The following is a 22,167-nucleotide window of genomic DNA, read 5'->3' as shown; positions in this document are numbered from 1 at the left end:
ACTGCGCGCTTTCAATGACATTAAAGAAATTGCGTGTGCTGAGAGTGAAATGGAATCCATGTTCCATCGTTTCTCTGCTGTTCTTTCTACCGATATTCGTCGCGAACTGCTTAAGTTTGTTGAATCCCCAATCGATAATAAAAAGAGTTTACCCGAATCTAATTATATTCAGTTTCGTCACGTTGAGGTGCCCGCGTATAACTATCTGCAGTATCGTCAGTGGCGCGATGAAACCACGCCGCATTTTTTGACGTTGATGAGACGCTAATAAATATTAAAAGCATGTTTGATTTCTATGACTTCTGGTGCAGGGAAAATAATCAAAACGATCGTCTTCAACGCTATATGTCTCGTTTTCGCGTCGACGTAAAAAACGGTATGCCAGGGGAGACGCTGAACAGAGAGTATTATCGCCAGTTTAAAGGTGTGTCTTGTCGTTATCTGGAAGAAATGGGCGATGAATGGTTCAGGCGTAAGCCAGAAAACGAATTTTTTATTGAGAGTGCCGTTTCAGCACTTAAAAGCCATCAGAGACAGAACATGTACATCGTATTTATATCGGGCTCTATGCTTCCGATTCTGTCACCCATTGCGAAATATCTTGGGGTAACGGACATACTCTGTGCTCCGTTGATAATAAATGACGCAGGCGAGTTGACGGGGGAAATCGGCCTGCCCCAAACAATTGGAGCGGGTAAAAAAGACGCCCTGATGACGTTTTGCCGGGATAAGGAGATTAATCCAGCGGATTGTTATGCCTATGGTGACGATCTTTCGGATATTCCAATGCTCGAAGCCATTGGGCATCCCGTCTGTGTGGGAGAGCATTCCGCGCTTACCCGATATGCAGCAGAAAAAAATTGGCACATTATTTAAACCATTATTGAGGTAAGTAGTATGACTTCAGAACTCTCTCCGCAAAATATGACGTTAAGGTCATGGTTTGCGTTATTCATTCTGGCTATTTCAACGTTTACTATTGTCACTACCGAACTGGCGCCGGTCGGATTATTAACGCCAATCGCAGAGGGATTACGGTCTTCGGAATCCGCGGTGGGCATGACCGTGTCGCTTTATGCCTGGGTGGGGGCGTTGAGTGCGCTGTTTGCCTCCGTCTTTTTAGGCAATGTGGCTAAGAAGCGGCTTTTACTCGTGCTCACCGTGGTGCTTCTGATCTCTAACGTCATGGCCGCGACGGTAAACACCTACGGAATGCTGCTTAGTGCCCGCGTGCTGGGCGCGCTTGCTCACGGTGCATTCTGGGCGATGATCGGCGCAACGGCGGTTGCCATGGTTCCTGCCAGATATATTGGTGCGGCGACGTCAATCGTATTTGGTGGCGTTTCCGCAGCAAGCGTTTTTGGCGTACCGGTTTCCAACTACATTGGTATCCACTTCGGCTGGCGGCAGGCATTTTGGCTGATGGCCGCGCTGAGCGTAATTGCCTTTGTGGGTATTAGCGTGCTTGTTCCCCAGATCGCCAGCAAAAGCGCGCTTGGCCTGGATGCGCTTAAGGGCGTGCTGAAATCGTCTACCCTATGGAAAATTTACTCAGCAACCCTGCTGGCTGTTACGGCGCACTTTGCCGCCTTTACGTACATTGAACCCTGGCTTCACACGCAGAGTTTACTGTCCACCGCCTTTATTCCCGCCGTGCTTTTTGTTTACGGCATCGCGGGTCTGGCCGGTAATTTCCTGACCGGCGTGATGATTGATAAGTATCTCAAGCTGACGGTTTCGCTGTCTGTACTGCTGATCTGTGCAGTGCTGCTGTTCCTGGGCCTGTCAGGTTCCTCGCTCTCTGCTGCGCTGATATTCACCAGCATGATTATCTGGGGCGTTGCCGTGTCAGGAATATTTGTCGGCTTCCAGACGTGGGTTTTACGTATGGCTGAAGATAAAGCCTTCCCGGCCTCCGCAATCTACGTTTCGTTTTTCAATACCGCCATTGGTATCGGCGCGTCGATCGGTGCCTGGATGGTTTCATCATTTTCAATGCCTCTCCTGTATATCGTCGCCGGCACGGCTATCGGCCTGTCCGTTCTGCTTGTCGCGGTTATTCCTGCAACCTTGACCGCAAAACAATCCCGTATGGAGAAATCTTATGAGTCAAATTAATGACCGCACGCGCTATGGCAGAGAGATCATGGACCGTCTTGAAGCAGGGCTCGCGGATAAAGTCACCCGCCGCCTGAGCGAACTGGACCCGGGCCTGCCTGCCCTGATAACCGACTATGCGTTCGGGGATGTGGTGGGACGTCCGGGACTGGAACTCAAAACGCGCGAAATGCTGACTGTCGCCTCGCTTGTGACGCTGGGTAATGCTATGCCGCAGCTGGAACTGCACATGAGAGGCGCGCTCAACACCGGCGTGACGCCGGAAGAGCTGCTTGAAATTGTGATACAGATGGCGGTGTATGCCGGCGTTCCCGCCTGTATGAACGGTCTTACCGCCTACCGCGCGGCAATCGCTGCGACGGGTCATACGTTGCCGGGACTGAAAGGGAGTCATGCATGAGCGAGGTTGTCATTATTGCAGCCCGCCGCACGGCGACGGGTGCATTTCTGGGCGCGCTTGCGGAACATTCCGCCGCTGACCTGGGAAGCCGGGTCATTCAGGCGCTCCTGAAAGAATCTGGCGTAGAGGCCAGTAATATCTCTCAGGTCATTATGGGTCAGGTTCTTACGGCGGGGCAATCGCGCTTGGGCATGCGATAGGCGCATCCGGCTGCCGGATTTTGATGACGCTGGTTCATGCCCTGGTCCGTAATGACGGCAAGTGTGGCGTCGCCGCGTTGAGCGTTTATCGCTAACGGCACGGCGTATCCGATATAAAAAAACCGGGAAAACCCGGTTTTTTTATTTTCTTGATGAGGTATCAGGCGTTCACGCCCTTCATACCCTCGGCAGAATAGCGATCGCCTTTAATCGCTATACGGCGATGCAGGTTGTTCAATGATTCAATATCGCTCTTCTCAAGCTCAATGTTGGCAGCGCGCGCGTTCTCGGCCAGATAGCCGGTGTGCTTAGTGCCCGGGATGGGAACCAGCCGATCGTATTGCGCTAACAGCCAGGCAAGGGCAATCTGACCCGCGGTACAGCCGTATTTCGCCGCCAGCGGGTGGATGACATCGAGCAGCTGGCGATTATGATCGAGGCTGGACTGCATAAAGCGCTCGTTATTTTTACGGAAATCACCCTCTGCAAATTCGCTATTGTTCAGGTATTTTCCCGTCAGGAAGCCTCTGCCAAGAGGCGAGTAGGGCACCAGACCAATGCCTAACGCTTTCACGACCGGCAGAATGCTTTCCTCGATATCGCGTGTCCACAGAGAATATTCCGTTTGCAGCGCGGTGACCGGATGTACCGCATGGGCCCGTTGCAGCGTTGACGCCGACACTTCGCAAAGGCCGATGTGGTTGATCTTGCCCTCTTTCACAAGGGTGCGCAGACAATCCATACTCTCTTCGACCGGGGTGGTGTTACTCAGTCTGTGTAGATAAAAGAGGTCGATTCGCTCCACGCCAAGCCGCTTGAGGGACTCATTACAGCAGCGGATGATATAGTCAGGCGTATTGTTGATGGTGCGGGCATAAGACTCGTCGGGAGAGCGATCGATGCCGCATTTCGTGGCTATTTTGAACTGCTCGCGAGTGCTTTTATCCAGCCCGGCAAGAAAATGACCGATTAGTCTTTCATTATGACCACGGCCATATAAATTTGCGGTATCAATAAACGTCACGTTCAGATCGATGAGGCTATGCAATACCCGCAGCGAGGCGTTGTCATCAGTCTGGCCATAAAATTCACTCAGACCCATGGCACCGTAGCCGACGGCACTGACGGTAAGATTTTGAGATAAATTACGTGTTTTCATAGTTTCTCCTTTTCAGACGCTATGATTGTTTCACCTCAAATGTGGATACTGAATTTTCATTTTCGTTATGCAGAAAAGGTATCAGTCGACGACGCGCTCTCTTCAGGCTCATTAAAAACGACAAAAGTTGTCAAATCGTTAAATCCGTCACACTTTTGATGATAAACTGCGCGACTTTTCCGCACGTTTTTATCTTCAGGTGACGCCATGACAGAACACATTCAGCCCACACCCAGACCGCAGACCCAGGAGGTCACTCGCCCCAACTGGTCGGCGGTTTTCTCCGTGGCATTTTGCGTTGCCTGCCTGATTACCGTTGAGTTTCTGCCGGTGAGCCTGCTGACGCCGATGGCGCAGGATCTGGGCATTTCCGAAGGCGTGGCGGGGCAGTCCGTCACCGTGACCGCCTTTGTGGCGATGTTCGCGAGCCTGTTTATTACCCAGGTGATCGGCACCATCGACCGCCGCAAAGTGGTCATTCTGTTCAGCGTGCTGCTGACGCTCTCCTGCCTGCTGGTCTCTTTTGCCAATAACTTCACCCTGCTGCTGCTGGGTCGCGCCTGCCTGGGGCTGGGATTAGGTGGTTTCTGGGCGATGTCGGCCTCGCTCACCATGCGTCTGGTTCCCGCGCGCACCGTGCCGAAAGCCCTCTCCGTGATCTTTGGTGCTGTTTCGATTGCGCTGGTCATTGCTGCGCCGTTGGGCAGTTTCCTTGGCGGGATCATCGGCTGGCGTAACGTCTTTAACGCTGCCGCGGTGATGGGGGTGCTATGCATTCTCTGGGTCTGGAAAGCGCTGCCGTCCTTACCGGGGGAAGCGGCACACCATAAACAGAATATGTTCAGCCTGCTGAAGCGCCCGGGCGTGCTGGCGGGGATGACCGCCATCTTTATGGCATTTGCCGGACAGTTTGCCTTCTTCACCTATATCCGCCCGGTATTCATGAACATGGCCGGGTTTGATGTGGATGGCCTGACGCTGGTGCTCCTGAGCTTCGGTATCGCCAGCTTTGTCGGCACCTCGCTGTCGTCCGCGTTCCTGAAGCGTTCCCTGAAAGTGGCGCTGGCGGGCGCGCCGCTGGTGCTGGCAATTAGCGCTGCGGTATTGGTGCTGTGGGGCAGCGATAAGTGGGTTGCGTCGGCGATTGCGATTATCTGGGGCTTTGCTTTTGCGCTGGTGCCGGTGGGCTGGTCGACGTGGATCACCCGCTCGCTCGCCGATCAGGCGGAAAAAGCCGGGTCGATTCAGGTCGCGGTGATCCAGCTGGCGAACACCTGCGGTGCGGCGATCGGCGGCGTTGCGCTGGACCATCTGGGGCTGACGTCACCGCTGGTGATTTCAGGAACCCTGATGTTGCTGACGGCGCTGCTGGTGGCGAGTAAGGTTAAAGCGAAATAAGTAAATCCCCCTCTTCCCACAGGGAAGAGGGGATATCAGGCTACGCCGATGTCTGAACCCGTCTTCTCGAATCCATCGAAATCAGCACCACCGACGACACAATCAGCAGCGTGCCCAGCCAGTCCGGCAGCGTAAACGCCACCCCAAGCAAAATCACCGACAGCAGGGCGCTGCTCAGCGGCTCGGCACAGCTCAGAATGCTCGCCTTCGGCCCGCCAATCATCTGCGCGCCTTTCAGATACAGGCTGAACGTCAGCGCTGTGCCAATCACCACCAGATAGAAAAACGCCAGCAGCAGGCTGCCATCAATCACAAATGTGGTCCCGCGTCCGGCGTAGAACGGCGTCAGCACGACCCCCGCGATTAACATACTCCAGCCAACAATCGGCAGCGTGCCGTAGCGGGCGATAAGCGTCGACGGGTAGGTTGTATAAAACGCGGCGGCAAAGGCCGAGGCGATACCGAAGAACAGGGCGGCAGGGGAGATGGAGAGCGAGGTCGGATCGCCGTGGGTGACCAGCAGGAAGGTGCCGACAAGTGACGTCAAAATGGCGGATAAAACAAACACGCCGGGACGTTTTTTCCTCGCCAGCGCGAACCAGGCGACGATGATCGTTGGCGAGAGAAACTGCAGCACGGTGGCCGTCGCCGCGTTGGATTTTTCAATCGTCAGCAGGAAGGTGAGCTGGACGGTGAGCGCACCAACCAGCGAGAAAAACAGCAGGCTGAGGGCGTCTTTACGATGTTTGATGACCGAGAAAATCTTGTCGCCATGCACGAAGGAGAGGGTCAGCAAGATGACGCCGGTAAACAGCAGGCGAATCATCGTCAGGTAAGGGGACGAGATCTGGCTTTTCTCCATGATGTACTGTGCGCAAACCCCTGAGCTGCCCCATAAAACGGCGGCGATCAGAACGTTGAGCATTCCTTTACGTGTGGAACCCATGTTCTCCCCTGTTATGTTGGTTTTTGTGTAGCATAACATGGGTCTTGCCGGGTGCGGTGTGGCCTGATGCCCTCACTCACGGGGAGAGGGGGCAAACACGAAAAACGGCAACGTGCGTTGCCGTTTTGCTTTTACCTTGCTTAGAACCACGCTTCCCACATCGCGCCGACGTTGAAATCATCCAGCGTCTCATCTTTTGTACCGTTCACACGGGCGGTGCGTTCGTTATCCACTTTGCCGCCGGTCACGTAGAAGCGCAGCATTGGGCGGAACTCTGGCCCCATGGCGATAGACATGTTCTGCGACAGGGTCAGCTTCCAGCCTTTGTTATCACCGCCATTGTCGTAATCCACGTGCTGCCAGCCCGCTTCCAGCCAGGTGGAGTGAACGTCGTTCCACCAGTGCATCGGACGCACGATGGCGTTGTAGTTCTTACGGTTGTCGGTTTTATCGCGGCTGTTGTCATAGTCGTGGAAGGCGAGGATGTACTCCACCTGCGTGGCCTGGGTGAATTTGTACAACCCTTCGAAGCTGGCGTAGACCGTGGTCAGATCCTCGGTTTTGTTGAATACGCTGTTGTCCGAGTTATCAGAATAACGGGCAATCACCTTATTCACGCCGCTGTCGTTGGTGTGGCTCAGCACCACGCCGCCCTGCCAGGCCTTCAGACGCTCTTCACTCTCAATGGCTTTGGAGTCAAAACCGTAGTTCGCGTACAGCTCCAGATCCAGCGGGCCGACTTTCATGCCGTGGATTTTTGAGGTCGCAGCGTAGTTACCTTTGTCGCCCGTGCCGGAACCGCCGGTACAGGTAATGCGCGACGGGTTCGCCTCATCTTCCATCACTTCCGGGCTACAGGATTCCACCGCGGCCACCGCGGCAACGTCAAACTGCACGCCGCCGATGTCGAAGTTCTTCACCCCGGCACCCTGGCCGTCGTGGTTCATCCAGAAGTAATCGTTGATACCCTGCTGTGGACGCTGGTGGAAGTCACGGCCGGCCCAGAAGTAGGCGTTCGGGTTGGAGGCCATAATGTTGGTCACACCGGCATAGGCTTTTTTCAGGTTAACCTCGTCGCCCCAGTGGTCGATCATCACGTTGATGTCCCAGATGGCACCGTTGTCCCCCTTGAAGGCTTTGGAGAGCTGGAATTCACCGCCGTTGCCTTCGTTACCCAGACGACCAATCGCGGATGCGCCGTTATAGGAACCGTCTACCGCCACGTATTTCTGATCGGCTGCCTGGAAGTGCGCGCCGTAGCGGGCATAGCCGGTAAATTTAACCCCAAACGGAATCGCGAGGTCCGGTGATTGCGCCGCGCTTTGCGGTTCGGTGACCACGTCCGCTTTTTTCGCGACGGCGGCGTCCATTTTGGCCTGCCGTTCGGCCAGCGCTTTGTCTACCGCTTTCGCCACGATGGCGTCGATTTGCTCTTGCGTAAATTCTTGTGCGAGTACAGAAATTGGGCAAAGCGCGGCGACAACCGCCATGGTTAATGGAAGTTTTTTAATATAATTCATGGTTATCTCAATATAGTTTAATTTTATTCAGACAATAACCATCCCGCTCCGATCTGACAGAGTTTGTCGCTATCATCAGAACAAGTGGATTTCTATTTTAGGTACAGAGTGATTACATTAACGTTTTTTCGCCATACATTATCTCTGATATAAATGGATTATTTCTTCGGATAATTCACGTGCCAGCAGGGAATTCATTAAATGATCCTGCGCGTGAACCATTATTAAGGTCATCGGCTGGCGGGCTTCGCCCGCATCCTGTTCGATCAGTTTGGTCTGCATTTTGTGCGCCTGGCGCGCGTAGCCATCGGCTTCACGCAGCAGGCTTTTGGCTTCGTCAAGGTTGCCCTGACGCGCCGCGTGCAGGGCTTCAAAGCACAGGCTACGCGACTGACCGGCGTTGACGATAATTTCCATTACGGCTTCTTCTAATGCGATCATTACACTGACTCTCTGTCAAAACTGTTATTTAATGCGGTGGCGGCAAACCACTCGCCGCTTTTCTTGATGGTGCGCTGCTGGGTAGTTAAATCGAGCTGGATAAATCCGTAGCGATTTTTATACGCATTACACCACGACCAGTTATCAATAAAGGTCCACATATGGTAGCCAAGACACTGGCACCCTTCGCTAATACCTTTATGCAGCCAGGCCAAATGTTCGGAAATAAAATCGATGCGGTATTGATCGTTTATCTGACCATTCTCAATAAAGCGCTGTTCATTTTCGACACCCATACCGTTCTCAGAAATAAAACAGCGTGGGTTACCGTAATTGTCGCGCAGGTTAATCAGAATATCGTAAATACCCGGCTCATAAATTTCCCAGCCACGGTATGGATTCATCTTGCGGCCAGGCATTTCGTAATTATCAAAGAACCACTCCGGCATAAACGGTGCCTGTGGGTTCACCGCACTGTCACGGCATTTCACGCGACGCGGCTGATAATAGTTAATGCCGAGCAGGTCGATTTTTCCTTCCGCAATCAGGAAACTGTCTTCCGGTTTGCAGGCGGGGAGCTGATCGTAAGATTTCAGCAACGCCACCAGGTCCGCCGGGTATTCGCCGCGCAGGACGGGGTCAAGGAAGCTGCGGTTAAACATCAGGTCCGCAATGTGTGCCGCTTTGACGTCAGCCGGGTTTTGCGAGCGCGGATAGGACGGCGTCAGGTTCAGTACGATACCGATCTCCCCAGCGTAGTGCCCGGCACGGTAAGCGCGTACCGCCTGCGCATGCGCCAGCACGGTGTGATATGCCACGGTGGCCGCACGACGAAAATCCACCACGTTGGGATAGTGGAAATCGTACAGATAGCCGCCTTCCACCGGCACAATCGGCTCGTTGAAGGTAAACCAGTGCAGCACGCGATCGCCAAACAGATCGAAGCAAATCTGCGCATAACGGGCGTAAGCGTCCACCACGTTGCGGTTTTCCCAGCCGCCAATCTCCTGCATCGCCATCGGCATGTCGAAGTGGAACAGGGTGATAAACGGGGTAATACCCTGTTCAATCAGCTCATCAATGACCTGATGATAAAAATCGACCGCTTCCGGGTTCACTTCACCGATACCGTCGGGGATCAGGCGCGCCCAGCTAATCGAGGTGCGAAAGCTGTTGTGGTTCAGCTGCTTTAACAACTGAATGTCCGTTTTCCAGTGTTGATAAAACGTGGAGGTGTGCTGCGGTCCCACGCCATTATGAAAACGGTTTGGCTCGCGGGCAAACCAGTAATCCCAGGTGGTTTCACCCTCTCGTGTCCCTTCGGTCTGGAGGGCGGAGCTTGCGCTGCCCCACCAGAAATTATCGGGAAATGCGTATTTCATGACCTTTCCTCTTTGACTTAATGACTTGCTGTTTCAGCGGCACCGACGGTTGCCTGGGCTTTCTGCTCTTCGTTTTTCATCAACGTACGCTCGTAAGCACGCAGGAACGGCAGGTACATCAGCGCTGACATCACCATACACACCAGACACATCACCACCGGGCTCAACGCCCAGTTTGCCGCCCACGATGCGCCAATAGGGGCCGGGGTCGTCCACGGGGTTAACGACACCACCTGTGCCAGCCAGCCCATTTTGGTGGCGCCGTACGCCAGGCAGGCGTTCACCAGCGGAACAAACACGAACGGGATAAACAGCATCGGGTTCATGATGATTGGCGCGCCGAACAGAATCGGTTCGTTGATGTTAAAGAAGCTGGGCACAACGCCCATTTTGCCGATGGTGCGCAGGTGTGTGACGCGGCTGCGCAGCAGCAGGAAGGCCAGCGGAAGCGTGGAGCCGACGCCGCCAATCAGCAGGTAGTGGTCCCAGAAACCCTGCAGGTAAACGTGTGGCAGCGCCGCGCCAGCCGCCAGTGCCGCCTGGTTTGCGGACAGGTTGGCCATCCAGAACGGGTTCATGATGCCGGTGACAATCAGCGAGCCGTGGATACCGGCAAACCAGAAGATCTGGCACAGCAGCACGGAGAGCAGAATGGCAGGCAGGGAGTCAGACGCAGAGACCAGCGGTTCCAGCAGGTGCATAATCGCCTGCGGGATAATCATCCCGGTTTGTGCTTCGATAAACAGGTTCAGCGGGTGCAGGGTACCGATCACCACCATGACCGGGATCAGGATCTCAAACGAACGCGCCACACCGGTCGGCACTTCTTTCGGCAGACGGATGGTCACGTTGTTCTGCTTCAGCCACGCATACACGCGGGTGGAGTAGATGGCGGTGATCAGCGCGGTGAAAATCCCCTGGCCGGAGAGGTACTGGGTCGAGATCTTGCCGTCGGCATACGGAGCTGCCACCAGCAGGAAGGCCATAAAGGCCAGCAGACCGGACATCACCGGATCGAGGTTAAACTGACGCCCCAGGCTTGCACCAATCCCCACCGAAATGAAGAACGTCATCACGCCCATGCTGAGGTTGAACGGCAGCATCAGCTGTTCACGGTAAGTCTGGGAGAAATCCAGCCAGCCGCGGGCAAAGCTGTTTGTCGTATCCGCGGAGAAGGGCGGGAAGATGAACACCAGCATAAACGAGCCGATGATCATAAACGGCAGCGCGGCGGTAAAGCCGTCGCGGATGGCAATCACATACTTTTGCTGGCCGAGCTTCGCGGCCAGCGGGGTAATTGACTGCTCAATAACCGCGACCATTGATTGATATAACGAACTCATGTGAACACCTTTTAGTGTGCCGCTTTGATGAGCGACAGAGCATAGTCCAGTACTTTATCGCCACGTTGCATACCGTAATCCATCATGTCGATGGGTTGGACCGGGATGCCCTTTGTAGCCGCCTTGTCTGAGAGTGTCTGTAACATGTACTTCACCTGGGGTCCGAGAAGGACAACCTGGTACTGCGGAAACTGCGTATCAAATTCGGAAACGCCATACGCGTCTATTTTTACCGGCAACCCGCGCTCTTTCGCGACATCGACCATTTTGCTGACCAGCAGGCTGGTGGACATCCCGGCAGAGCAACACAGCATGATCTTGAACATCGACAACCATCCTCTAAATGTAAAAAGTTATTGCGAGGATGATTGGACATTATACGGAAACCGGTTTCCATTTATAAAAGACAGAAGTGTGACAACCATCAATATCCATTGCTTATGACGCTAATTAACCAGATGCATGTCACATAATTTGCGCGTTTTGACATCATTTTGAGTTGAAATGGAAAATCGGTTTCCATGAAAAACGGAAAAGGATATACTCCATTCTGGCTATAATATGAGCCGTAGCGGTGATGGAATTTGCAGGTGCGAAGTAAGCCTGCCAGGGGAAAGAGATGTCGACAATCAATGATGTATCACGTCTTGCCGGGGTGTCTAAAGCCACGGTATCGCGAGTGTTGAGTGGGTCGCGTGGCGTAAAGGAAGCCAGCCGCCAGGCCGTTTTAAAAGCGGTTGATGAACTGAACTACCGGCCCAATGTGATTGCGCAGTCGCTGCTGAGCCAGTCGACGGGGTGTATTGGGGTGATTTGCGCGCAGGAGAATATTAACCAGACCACCGGTTATCTTTACGCGCTGGAAAAGCACCTCAGCCAGCATCAAAAACATCTGCTGTTGCGCTTCGCGCATACCAAAGCGGAAGTGATGCACGCCCTGGAAGAACTTTCCTGTGGGTTATGTGATGACATCCTGGTGATTGGCGCGCGTTTCCCGCTGGACGTCGAGATGGACAATGTCATTCTCGTTGACTGTATGGAGTCCGATAATTCCAACAGCATCCAGTTCGATCACGCCTTTGCCGCCGAAACCGCCTGTAACTATCTGACCAGCCAGGGGCGACGCCAGATAGCCCTGATCCATCCGCAAGGCAGCGGTTTCGCCGACCAGGTGTTGCTGGGCTATAAACACGCGCTGGAGAAAAATTTCCTGCCCTTTAATCGCAACCTCGTCTTTATGGATGCCACCTCCTCATCCGTTGCGCTGCAGGAGTTGCTTAACAATGCGAGCACGCTGAATTTTAACGCACTGCTGGTGGCGGACGAACAGGAAGCTCAGCGGGTGATCCCGCAGCTGCAGGCGTTTAATAAATCCGTGCCGGACGACATTATGGTCTTTAGCCTTGCCGGATCGCTGCATCTGCCGGGTATCCCGGTGATCCCGGCCATTGAATACTCGATGGATGCTATGGCGGCACGTATTGTGGGCTGGCTGACGGAGAAAACGCAGATGCTGGGGTCCTATGTTCTGCGCGGGGATTTGATTATTCCGGATGTACGAAAGCGCTAAAAAAAAGCGTGAAGCCCGGCTTCACGCTTAATAATCTTCCATACAATCTACCTGACTGACCGCGTCCCAGTAAGCATCCAGATTGTCGCGCTTCACGGCCGTGATGGCGTTTTTGATCAACAGTTGATTGGCCTCAGACGACAAAATCATCGCCTGCCAGGCTTTATCGCTCTGCTTTTTCTGGGGCGTGCAGGCCTTCTTCACATCTTTAAGGATCTGCTGCTTTATCTGGGCCTCTTTCACGGGATCGTCTTTTTCCTGGGCATGGACAAACGCGGCGAAGAGCAGACAAACGAGCAGGCAAACCAGGTGTGCAGCTTTCATCAAAATCCCCTTTAGACGTCACAGGCTTCCCATGAAATATATCGTTACATTCAGTGTAGCGACGCCAGCCGAAAGTATGAATTTTTGTCTTCCTGCGTATGAGAACCCTGCACCCGGACCGGCACCGGCGGTTATTGAATCCCTCCGCCCAGCGACTGCCACAGCGTAATACGGTTTTCAAAGTCGGTCTGCTGCAGGGCAATCAATGATGCCCGTGCCGACCACAGGGCGCGCTGCGCGGTGAGAACGGTCAGGTAATCACCCGCACCCACCTGATAGCTGCGCGTTGCCACATCCAGCGTTTTTTGCTCTGCCGCCACGTATTCACGTTGCGCATCAAGCTCTTCACTCAGGGTTTCTCGGCGCGCCAGCGCATCGGCTACATCTTTGAACGCGCTCTGGATGGTTTTCTCATAGGTGGCAATCAGCCCTTTTTTCTCCGCTTCGGCATAGCGCAGTTGCGCCATGTTATTGCCGCCGCTGAACAGCGGCAGGGAGATGGACGGCGCGAACGACCAGACCTTCATGCCGTGGCTGAACAATGACGAGAGCGAATCGCTGCCGACCCCGGCGCTGGCGGTAAGCGAAATCGTCGGGAAGAAGTTGGCGCGCGCAGCACCGATGTTGGCATTGGCGCTCAACAGGTTATGTTCAGCCTCCTGAATATCCGGGCGACGCAGCAGCGTGGCGGAGCTAACGCCCGCCGGGATCAGGGTGATGGCGTTATCGCTCAGGCTCTCCAGCGTACCGGGTAGCAGGTTTTCCGGTACCGTCTCGCCCGCCAGCAAATTCAGGGCGTTTTTGTCCTGCATCACCAGCGTCTGATAGCTGGCGACGCTGGCGCGGGCCTGCTGATAAACCGCCATTGCTTCGCTGACATCCGTTGCGGCGGCGACCCCAACGTCCTGCTGACGCTGCACAATCTTGAGCGAGTTCGCTGCGCTCTCCTGAGTGGATTTTGCCAGCGCCAGATTGCTGTTATCTGCTGCCAGAGTAATCCAGGCGGTGGTCAGCTCGCTGACCATTGTCAGGCGCGTGTTCTGCGCCGTGAACTCGCTGGCAAGCCAGGTTTCACGCGCGGCGCGCGAGAGGCTCTGGTTACGACCAAACAGATCCAGCTCGAAGCTGGAGACGGCGCCGTTAGCCTCATCGCTGGTGCTCACGCCGCTGGCCAGCGTGCGGCTGCGGGTATGGCTCAGGCTGGCATCCACCGACGGGAACAGAGACGAGCGCGTCTCACCATACTGGGCGCGGGCGGCGTCGATATCAGCAATCGCTTTTTGCACATCGCGGTTTCTGGTGAGTGCCATTGTTACCACCTTGTTCAGGCGGTGATCGTTCATCACCTGCTGCCACTGGCTGACCACGGCGGTGGCTTCGCCGTGGGCGCCCGGCAACGTGGCCGGGACGGGCGCGTCAGGACGCTGATAGGTAGGGTCTAACGAAACACAGCCTGCGCTCAGCAGCGCTAACACTAAAACAGATACACGAAACATTATGCCCTCCGGTTTGCGTGCTTACCGGAGAAGAGACGTTTCACCAGTACGAAGAATAATGGAACAAAGAAGATGGCCAGCAGCGTTGCCGCGAGCGTCCCGCCGATGATGCCGGTCCCAATCGCCACGCGGCTGTTGGCGCCTGCACCGGTGGCGACGGCCAGCGGTGTTACCCCGGCGATAAACGCCAGCGACGTCATGATGATCGGACGCAGTCGCGTCTGAGCCGCACGCAGCGCGGCACGCGTCAGGGAGTAACCTTCCGCGACTTTCGCCTCCGCAAACTCAACGATCAAAATGGCGTTTTTCGACGACAGGCCGATGGTGGTCAGCAGTGCCACCTGGAAATAGACGTCGTTGCTCAGCCCGCGCAGCGAGGCGGCCAGCGCCGCACCCAGCACCCCAAGCGGGATCACCAGAATGACTGAAATCGGCACCGACCAGCTCTCATACAGCGCGGCCAGGCACAGGAATACCACCAGGATGGAGAGGGCATACAAGCTCATCGCCTGGCCGCTCGCCAGTTTCTCCTGTAACGACAACCCGCTCCACGCCCAGGTTGTGCCGGACGGCAGGTTGTTCGCCAGCTGTTCCATCCGGGTCATCGCCGTACCGGAGCTGGCACCACTGGCGTTCTCGCCCTGAATTTCATAGGCCGCCGAGCCGTTGTAGCGCACCAGACTCTCCGGGCCATATTCCCAGCGCGTGGTGGCGAAAGCGGAGAACGGTGTCATGGTGCTGTCGCTACCGCGTACGTACCATTTGTTGAGATCGGAAGGCACGGCGCGGTAATCGCTGTCTCCCTGGATGTAGACCTTTTTCACGCGGCCCCGATCGATAAAGTCATTCACGTAGGTTCCGCCCCAGGCGCTGGAGAGGGTATCGGTGACGTCGCTCAGGGAAAGCCCCAGCGATACGGCTTTGTTGTTGTCGATATCCACCTGCAGCTGCGGCATCTGCGGCAAATCATTGGCGCGAACGGCATGCAGGGAGGTGTCCTGATTCGCCTGGCCGATCAGCTGATTACGCATCTTCAGCAACGTGTCGCGATCGGTGCTGCCGCTGGCCATGAGCTCGAAGGTAAAACCGTTGCTCTGACCGAGGCCGTCTACGGCCGGGGGCGTCATGGCAAAGACGGTGGCATCGCGAAGGGAGCCGAGTTCCTGAGTGGCGCGCAGGGCAATCGCCTGAGCGGTGTTCTCATCGCCTTTACGCTCGGACCAGTTTTTCAGGGAGACAAACGCCATCCCGGCATTCTGGCCGCTGCCGCTAAAGCTAAAGCCCTCGACCGTAAAAATCACATCGGTGTTGGCTTTTTCTTTAGTGAGGAACCACTCGCGAACCTGACGACTGATCTCCGCGGTACGTACTGCTGTCGCACCGGCAGGCAGGGTGTACTGCACCATGATTTCACCCTGGTCCTCCGTGGGCAGGAAGCTGCCGGGCAGCTTCAGCATTGCCACGGCCATCGCGCCACAGAGCAGGGCGTAGACCACCAGCATGCCCGCGGAGCGGCGCAGCGCGCGCAGGACTTTATTCTGGTAGCCATGCTCGGTCTTACTGTAGAAGCGGTTAAACGCGCCGAAGAACCCTTTTTTGTGAGGAGGCGTATGGCGCAGTACCGAGCCGCAGAGCGCGGGTGTCAGGGTCAGCGCCACCACCACCGAGAGGATCATCGCTGAGATAATGGTGACCGAAAACTGGCGGTAGATGACGCCGGTTGAGCCGCCGAAGAAGGCCATCGGCAGAAACACGGCGGAAAGCACCAGCGCAATGGCGACCAGCGCACCGGAAATTTCGCCCATCGATTTTTCGGTGGCTTCGCGGGCGGGCAGACCTTCATCGCGCATAATGCGCTCGACGTTTTCCACTACCACGATGGCGTCATCGACCAGCAGACCTATCGCCAGCACCATCGCAAACAGCGTCAGGGTATTGATGGAGTAACCGAACAGCGCCAGCACGCCAAAGGTGCCCAACAGAACTACCGGTACCGCCAGCGCGGGGATGAGCGTGGCGCGAATGTTCTGCAGAAACAGATACATCACCACCACCACGAGGATAATGGCCTCAAACAGCGTCTGAATCACATCTTCCACCGAGATCTTAATGAACTCGGTGCTGTCTTTCGGATAGGCCACATCATAGCCTTCCGGCATTGCCCGTTTGAATTCGGCAATTTTATCTTTCACCGCGGTGGCGGTATTGAGCGCATTTGCGCCCGGCGAGAGCATCACCGCCATACCGGCTGCCGGGTGGCCATTCAGCCTGGCGGTAGCCGTGTAATCCTCGCTGCCCATCTCCACGCGCGCCACGTCGCCAATACGCACCACTGCGCCGCTGGACTGGCTCTTAACGATGATATTTTTAAACTGATCGACCGTCTGCAGGCGCGACTGGGCACGCACGGTGGCGGTCAACTGCTGGGTACCGGACGCGGGTAAAGCGCCGATTTTACCGGCGGAAACCTGCACGTTCTGCGCTTCAATAGCGCTCTGAACGTCGGATGGCATCAGCGAGTACGACGCCAGCTTTGCCGGGTCAAGCCAGATGCGCATGGCGTATTCCGCACCAAACACCTGCAGGCTGCCGACGCCTTCTACGCGTGCCAGCGGATCCTGCATATTACTCACCAGCCAGTCGGCGATATCCGAACTGCTGGCATGGTCGGTTTTATCGTACACGCCCATGATCAGCAGGAAGTTACTCTGCGATTTTTGCACCGTAATGCCGGCCTGCTGTACCTCGGTCGGCAAGCGCGACTCGGCCTGCTGTACTTTGTTCTGCACCTGAACCTGCGCGGTATCCGGGTCGGTTCCCTGTTCGAACGTGACGGTGATGCTTACCGAGCCGTCCGAACTGCTGGTGGAGGTAAAATAGAGCAGGTTATCCAGCCCGGTCAGCTGTTGCTCAATGACCTGGGTGACGCTGTTTTCCAGAGTCTGTGCCGACGCGCCAGTGTAGGTGGCAGAGATTTTTATCGACGGCGGGGCGACGTCGGGATACTGCGCGACGGGCAGGGTACGGATCGCCAGCACCCCGGCGAGCATAATCAGAATAGCAATCACCCAGGCAAAAACCGGGCGACGCACGAAGAAGCGGGAAAACATCAGGCGTTTCCTCCCGCGGTTTTCATCTCTTCGGCGTTAACTTGCTGACCGGCGGTCACTTTATCGGTGCCTTCCACAATCAGCTTATCGCCAGCCTTCAGTCCACTCAGCACCAGCCATTTGTCGCCGTAGGTGTCACCCGTTTCCAGCTGACGTTGTTCCACCTTATTGCCGGCCCCCACCACCAGCGCGGTGGCGTTGCCTTTGGCATCACGGGTAATTCCCTGCTGCGGGGCGAGAATGGCCTCGCTCATTACCCCTTCATCCACTCTGGCGCGAACAAACATCCCGGGCAGAAGCTGATGCTGCGGGTTGGGGAAGACGGCGCGCAGTGTGACCGACCCGGTGGATTCGTCCACTGCCACTTCAGTCAGGGCCAGACGGCCTTTTTCCTGATAGGTGCTGCCATCTTCAAGGATCAACGACACGCTCAATGTCTCGCTGTTGCTGGCAAGCGTTTGTTTGCGTAATCGCAGAAGATCGGCGCTGGAGCGGGTTAAATCGACGTACATATTGTCCAGGCCGCGAATGGTGGCGAGCGCGGTCTCTTGCTGGGCAGTGACCAGTGCGCCGGGGGTGACCGAAGAGATGCCAATACGTCCGGCAATCGGGGCGGTCACCGTGGTCCAGTTGAGGTTAATGCGCGCGCTTTCCTGGGCTGCTTTTTTCGACTCCACGCTGGCCTTGTCCTGCGCGCAGGTGGACTTTGCATCTTCGGCATCCTGACGCGATACGCCGTCGTCTTTCACCAGTTGTGTATAGCGTTGAGCTTTCTGGCAATCGGCCTGCACCAGCGCCTGCGCCTGTTTCAGGGCCGCGGCGGCTTCATCGTAGGCGGCGCGGTAGCTGGAAGGGTCAATTTGATACAGCGCCTGTCCGGCTTGCACGGTATCGCCTTCGGTAAAGAGCCGTTTCTGAATAATGCCGCCCACCTGAGGACGCACTTCCGCGCTCATGGCGGCCGTGGTGCGTCCGGTCAGTTCACTGACCACGGCAACGGGTTGGCTCAGGAGCGTAACAATCCCCACTTGCGGGAGGGGATGTTGAGGAGCAGATGTTTGTGCATTATCGCACCCCGTCAGGAGGAATAATGCTGCGATGGAGGTTGTTATGGCTTTCATAATTTTTTCCAGGGTGAACGATGCCTGCCCTGTTAATGGCTTAACAAGGAAGGGGGCTATTTAAAGGCACAGCGATACCGCATCTCCGGCAGAGCCGGAAATGTTAATAAGGGAATAACGTCTTCCCGCTAATTATTCACATGCGATTACTTCGCAGAGAAAAGCATATTTAAAATATTTTGATAAAGAGGCTCTAATTGTTCAGAGGGTACGTTTAAGGGTGTCAGTCGACGGTAAATAGACCCCTCAATCATTACCGCAGTAATCTCCACGCAGCAGCGAATATGATCATCACTCAGGTGGGGAAACTGTTTTTTCAGGTGTGCGCAGGCATTAGTAAACATCCGCTTTTCCGCTTCGACCAGCATGGCCGCCACCTGGGGATTACGCGTGGCTTCAGCCGACATCTCAAGCATCAGCGCATCGTCATCTTCATTCAGGGTCTGTCGCCAGGCGAGCGCCTGAGGCATCCCCTCGACCAGCGTTTTACCCTGAATCTCTTCGATGCGTGAGTCGATGATACGGCGAATCATCTCTTCAATAATCGCATCTTTGTTACTGAAATAACGGTAGATTTGCCCGACGCTGAGCTTTGCCTTACTGGCGATCTGCGACATGCTGGCCGCATGAAAACCGCTGGCGCGAAAGCACTGACGCGCGGCAGCGATGATATCGTCCTGACGCTGCTTTTGGCGTTCTTCCAGTTTTGTGCTCATCGTCGGTTACCCTATAAAAGTGAGAATGATCGTTCTCATTATACGTTTCAGGTGCGTATTGGAAAGACTTTTTTTAAGTACTTATTGAATGAATATTTCAATGTTTAAAGAATGGAGAAAAAAAGGAGTTTTGATGAAGGAAAGGCTGTGCAATATTAAGATTGCACAGAAAATAAGGAGAAAAATATGCATCTGAGCACGACGGATAACGTCACACACGATGAAAAAGAAGAATTATTAACAGGGCTTCGTGCCTACAACGGACAATTTTTAGATCTCTCAAACTTTAGCGGCGACATTGGCGTTTATGTGCGAGACGATAAGGGCGTGATGCTGGGCGGGTTAATTGGCGTGCGCAAAGGCGACTGGCTAAACATCGATTTTCTGTGGGTCAGCGACACCGTGCGGGGATCGGGCGTCGGCAGCCAGCTTATCAAAACGGCAGAAGACGAAGCCCGACGCAAAGGCTGCACCCATGCGCTGGTGGATACGGTCAGCTTCCAGGCACGTCCATTCTATGAAAAGCAGGGCTATCAGCTGCAGATGTCGTTGCCGGATTACCCGTACCCGGGTATGCAAAGGCATTATCTGACCAAATCCCTTTAACCGCCGATGCCGTTGCCCATCACGGCCAGCGCATGACGCACAATGATCTCTGGCGAGAGGGCGTGTAGCCTCTCGTCGTTGCGCATTCTTGAGAACGGCACCAGCACCAGGCTTAGCAGCGTGGTGAACAGCAGTTCTGGCGCGAGTGCCCGGTTCAGTTGCCCTTCCTGCTGCCAGCGTTTAAGGGTGGCAAGCGTTGCCTGGTATTTGTCGTCACCGAACCGCGCGTGCAGATGCGTGCGCAGTACAGGCATCTCCCCGATGACCTCCTGCATCCACAGCGGGGCAAACCAGCGGTGCTGCTCCGCCAGCTCGGCCAGTACCTTCACCATTTGCGTTAATGCGTTGACCGGCGAGTCGGGGTTTTCGGCGAAAATTGTGCCGATCCGATTACGTAAGGGCAGGAAGCGCTCCTCAATCATCGCGTCGAGCAATTGTTCTCGTGAATTGAAGTAGTAATGCAGCATCGCTGGCGTTACGCCCGCTTCTTTGGCGATGGCGTTCAGCGAGGTTTGAGCGATCCCCTGGCGGGAAAAGAGGCTCAACGCAATATCCAGCAGCTGTTCGCGGCTGGCGGTTGCCCGCTTTCCGCCGCGTGGTCGACCGGGGCGGCGCGGTTCAGAATTGTCCTTATGTGCTGGCATAGTCGCAGGATCTCTTGATCTTATTCATCACTTACTTAAATATTAATTATCCAATTAATTAATTTCAAGCGATCTCTTATGGAGTCCGACGTAATGACTCAACCTGCGCAAAACGCGCCGTCGATAAAGCTGTTGTTCTGCGCGTTGCTGCTGGTGATGCTGCTTTCGGCGCTGGACCAGACGATTGTTTCCACGGCATTGCCCACCATCGTTGGGGAACTGGGTGGCCTGGATAAGCTCTCCTGGGTGGTGACGGCCTATATCCTCAGCTCGACCATTGTGGTGCCGCTGTACGGAAAATTCGGCGATCTGTTTGGGCGTAAAATCGTCCTTCAAATCGCTATTGTGCTGTTTCTGGCGGGGTCGGTGCTCTGCGGTCTGGCGCAAAACATGACCCAACTGGTGCTGATGCGCGGCCTGCAGGGGCTGGGCGGCGGCGGTCTGATGGTCATCAGTATGGCCGCCGTGGCGGACGTTATTCCGCCTGCGGAGCGTGGCCGCTATCAGGGGCTGTTTGGCGGAGTATTTGGTCTGGCGACGGTGATCGGGCCGCTTATCGGCGGGTTTATCGTGCAGCACGCCTCCTGGCGCTGGATTTTTTATATCAATCTGCCGCTCGGCCTCTTTGCCCTGCTGGTGATAGGCGCGGTGTTCCACGGCAGCGCACGGCGCAACAAGCACGAGATTGATTATCTGGGGGCGATTTACCTCAGCATGGCGCTGCTGTGTATCATCCTGTTTACCACTGAAGGCGGGACGATACGCCAGTGGAACGACCCGCAGCTGTGGTGCATTCTGGCCTTTGGCCTGACGGGTATCGCCGGGTTTATCTATGAGGAGCGTCTGGCCTGGGAGCCGATCATTCCGCTCTCGCTGTTCCGCGATCGCAGCTTTCTGCTCTGCAGCCTGATTGGCTTTATTATCGGGATGTCGCTCTTTGGCTCGGTCACCTTCCTGCCGCTCTATCTGCAGGTTGTGAAAGACGCCACGCCGACTCAGGCCGGTCTGCAGCTGATCCCGCTGATGGGCGGACTGCTGCTAACCTCGATCATCAGCGGGCGGATTATCAGCCGTACCGGAAAATACCGTCTGTTTCCGATCGCCGGTACGTTGCTTGGCGTGGTGGGCATGGTGCTGCTGACGCGTATCTCGATCCACTCGCCGACCTGGCAGCTGTACATTTTTACCGGCGTGCTGGGGATGGGTCTGGGGCTGGTCATGCAGGTACTGGTGCTGGCCGTGCAGAACAGCGTCTCTGCCGATCAATACGGGGTAGCGACTTCCGGGGTCACGCTGTTTCGTTCCATTGGCGGGGCCATCGGCGTCGCGCTGTTTGGCGCGGTCTTCACCCACGTTTTGCAATCGGGTCTGATGGACCGTTTACCGCAAGGGGCGGAGTTACCGCATGAGCTCAATCCAGCGGCCATTCATCGGCTGCCAGAAGCCCTGCGGCTCGATTACCTGGCCGCGTTTGGCTCAGCCATTCACGCGGTGTTCCTGCTGGCGGCAAGCATTATGGTGCTGGCGTTTGTACTGTCGTGGTTTTTACGGGAAACGCCGTTACGCCGTGCGGACATGCTCAGGTCGGATCAATAGCACCCCCGCACATATAACTTATCCGTCTTATTGATGCTTTTTCGTTTTTTAGCCAGCCGTACCGTTGTCGATATAGT

Annotated in this window: 21 protein-coding genes and 2 pseudogenes; 10 read left to right on the top strand and 13 right to left on the bottom strand. The window is 55.5% G+C overall.

From position 1 onward, the window contains the following. Positions 1–49 precede the first annotated feature (49 nt). The 6 genes and pseudogenes from QE396_RS16630 to QE396_RS23520 form a co-directional block, all read left to right on the top strand. On the top strand, positions 50–268 hold the full coding sequence (locus tag QE396_RS16630) for a hypothetical protein (protein ID WP_020882729.1): 219 nt from the start codon (positions 50–52) through the stop codon (positions 266–268). 14 nt (positions 269–282) lie between these two features. After that, on the top strand, positions 283–876 hold the full coding sequence (locus tag QE396_RS16625) for an HAD family phosphatase (protein ID WP_020882728.1): 594 nt from the start codon (positions 283–285) through the stop codon (positions 874–876). Positions 877–897: 21 nt separating this feature from the next. Next, on the top strand, positions 898–2,118 hold the full coding sequence (locus tag QE396_RS16620) for an MFS transporter (protein ID WP_020882727.1): 1,221 nt from the start codon (positions 898–900) through the stop codon (positions 2,116–2,118). After that, positions 2,105–2,518, top strand: coding sequence for a carboxymuconolactone decarboxylase family protein (locus QE396_RS16615; protein WP_014167999.1), 414 nt, complete (start codon positions 2,105–2,107; stop codon positions 2,516–2,518). Before QE396_RS16620 ends, QE396_RS16615 begins: the two co-directional genes overlap by 14 nt. Next, a pseudogene (locus QE396_RS16610) lies at positions 2,515–2,694 on the top strand (acetyl-CoA acetyltransferase); the annotation flags it as partial. The gene QE396_RS16615 and the pseudogene QE396_RS16610, both read left to right, overlap by 4 nt. Then, positions 2,688–2,813: pseudogene (locus tag QE396_RS23520) on the top strand (acetyl-CoA C-acetyltransferase); the annotation flags it as partial. The pseudogenes QE396_RS16610 and QE396_RS23520, both read left to right, overlap by 7 nt. Before the next feature lie 65 nt (positions 2,814–2,878). Here QE396_RS23520 and QE396_RS16605 read toward each other — a convergent pair. Then, positions 2,879–3,877: an aldo/keto reductase gene (locus QE396_RS16605; RefSeq protein WP_020882725.1), complete on the bottom strand. Its 999-nt coding sequence runs from the start codon at positions 3,875–3,877 to the stop codon at positions 2,879–2,881. 207 nt (positions 3,878–4,084) lie between these two features. Here QE396_RS16605 and nepI point away from each other — a divergent pair, with 207 nt between their 5' ends. Next, positions 4,085–5,275 carry a purine ribonucleoside efflux pump NepI gene (gene nepI / locus QE396_RS16600; RefSeq protein ID WP_020882724.1) on the top strand — a complete coding sequence of 397 codons (1,191 nt, stop codon included), beginning with the start codon at positions 4,085–4,087 and terminating at the stop codon, positions 5,273–5,275. A gap of 40 nt (positions 5,276–5,315) precedes the next feature. On the opposite strand, the gene QE396_RS16595 is transcribed toward nepI, so the two are convergent. From QE396_RS16595 to QE396_RS16570, 6 genes are all read right to left on the bottom strand, one after another. Then, the gene (locus QE396_RS16595) at positions 5,316–6,221 is read right to left on the bottom strand and encodes a DMT family transporter (RefSeq protein WP_020882723.1); all 906 of its coding nucleotides are present in this window, start codon (positions 6,219–6,221) and stop codon (positions 5,316–5,318) included. 140 nt (positions 6,222–6,361) lie between these two features. Next, positions 6,362–7,741, bottom strand: a complete 1,380-nt coding sequence (locus QE396_RS16590; protein WP_020882722.1) for a carbohydrate porin — start codon at positions 7,739–7,741, stop codon at positions 6,362–6,364. 138 nt (positions 7,742–7,879) lie between these two features. Then, positions 7,880–8,182, bottom strand: a complete 303-nt coding sequence (locus QE396_RS16585; RefSeq protein WP_014168006.1) for a PTS lactose/cellobiose transporter subunit IIA — start codon at positions 8,180–8,182, stop codon at positions 7,880–7,882. After that, positions 8,182–9,564 (bottom strand): glycoside hydrolase family 1 protein, encoded by a 1,383-nt coding sequence (locus QE396_RS16580; RefSeq protein ID WP_020882721.1) that lies wholly within the window; start codon positions 9,562–9,564, stop codon positions 8,182–8,184. Before QE396_RS16580 ends, QE396_RS16585 begins: the two co-directional genes overlap by 1 nt. 17 nt (positions 9,565–9,581) lie before the next feature. Then, complete coding sequence (locus QE396_RS16575) at positions 9,582–10,907, bottom strand: PTS cellobiose transporter subunit IIC (protein ID WP_014168008.1); 1,326 nt, start codon at positions 10,905–10,907, stop codon at positions 9,582–9,584. Between the two features lie 11 nt (positions 10,908–10,918). Beyond that, positions 10,919–11,233: a PTS sugar transporter subunit IIB gene (locus tag QE396_RS16570; protein WP_020882720.1), complete on the bottom strand. Its 315-nt coding sequence runs from the start codon at positions 11,231–11,233 to the stop codon at positions 10,919–10,921. 293 nt (positions 11,234–11,526) lie between these two features. Between QE396_RS16570 and QE396_RS16565 the strand changes: the two genes are divergently transcribed. Then, complete coding sequence (locus tag QE396_RS16565; RefSeq protein WP_014168010.1) at positions 11,527–12,477, top strand: LacI family DNA-binding transcriptional regulator; 951 nt, start codon at positions 11,527–11,529, stop codon at positions 12,475–12,477. Positions 12,478–12,504: 27 nt separating this feature from the next. Here QE396_RS16565 and QE396_RS16560 read toward each other — a convergent pair whose 3' ends face one another. The 5 genes from QE396_RS16560 to QE396_RS16540 all read right to left on the bottom strand — a co-directional run bounded on the left by QE396_RS16560 (position 12,505) and on the right by QE396_RS16540 (position 19,244). Continuing rightward, a complete protein-coding gene (locus QE396_RS16560) occupies positions 12,505–12,801 on the bottom strand; it encodes a YicS family protein (RefSeq protein WP_020882719.1) in 297 nt (98 codons plus the stop codon). Between the two features lie 131 nt (positions 12,802–12,932). After that, positions 12,933–14,297: an efflux transporter outer membrane subunit gene (locus tag QE396_RS16555; protein ID WP_020882718.1), complete on the bottom strand. Its 1,365-nt coding sequence runs from the start codon at positions 14,295–14,297 to the stop codon at positions 12,933–12,935. Continuing rightward, positions 14,297–17,407 carry an efflux RND transporter permease subunit gene (locus QE396_RS16550; RefSeq protein ID WP_020882717.1) on the bottom strand — a complete coding sequence of 1,037 codons (3,111 nt, stop codon included), beginning with the start codon at positions 17,405–17,407 and terminating at the stop codon, positions 14,297–14,299. Before QE396_RS16550 ends, QE396_RS16555 begins: the two co-directional genes overlap by 1 nt. Continuing rightward, entirely contained in the window at positions 17,407–18,528 is a 1,122-nt protein-coding gene (locus QE396_RS16545; RefSeq protein WP_020882716.1) for an efflux RND transporter periplasmic adaptor subunit, read from the bottom strand. Before QE396_RS16545 ends, QE396_RS16550 begins: the two co-directional genes overlap by 1 nt. A 146-nt stretch (positions 18,529–18,674) precedes the next feature. Next, positions 18,675–19,244 (bottom strand): TetR/AcrR family transcriptional regulator, encoded by a 570-nt coding sequence (locus tag QE396_RS16540; RefSeq protein WP_020882715.1) that lies wholly within the window; start codon positions 19,242–19,244, stop codon positions 18,675–18,677. 186 nt (positions 19,245–19,430) lie between these two features. On the opposite strand from QE396_RS16540, the gene QE396_RS16535 reads away from it, so the two are divergent. Continuing rightward, positions 19,431–19,850, top strand: coding sequence for a GNAT family N-acetyltransferase (locus tag QE396_RS16535; RefSeq protein ID WP_014168016.1), 420 nt, complete (start codon positions 19,431–19,433; stop codon positions 19,848–19,850). Here QE396_RS16535 and QE396_RS16530 read toward each other — a convergent pair. Continuing rightward, on the bottom strand, positions 19,847–20,494 hold the full coding sequence (locus QE396_RS16530) for a TetR/AcrR family transcriptional regulator (protein ID WP_020882714.1): 648 nt from the start codon (positions 20,492–20,494) through the stop codon (positions 19,847–19,849). The two genes, QE396_RS16535 and QE396_RS16530, sit on opposite strands and share 4 nt — an antisense overlap. A gap of 78 nt (positions 20,495–20,572) precedes the next feature. On the opposite strand from QE396_RS16530, the gene QE396_RS16525 reads away from it, so the two are divergent. Next, a complete protein-coding gene (locus QE396_RS16525) occupies positions 20,573–22,090 on the top strand; it encodes an MDR family MFS transporter (RefSeq protein ID WP_032669507.1) in 1,518 nt (505 codons plus the stop codon). Positions 22,091–22,167: the final 77 nt, after the last annotated feature.

It is taken from the genome of Enterobacter sp. SORGH_AS_0287, assembly GCF_031453695.1.
Lineage (GTDB): Bacteria > Pseudomonadota > Gammaproteobacteria > Enterobacterales > Enterobacteriaceae > Enterobacter > Enterobacter ludwigii.
This window is presented reverse-complemented; position numbering and strand designations above follow the sequence as displayed.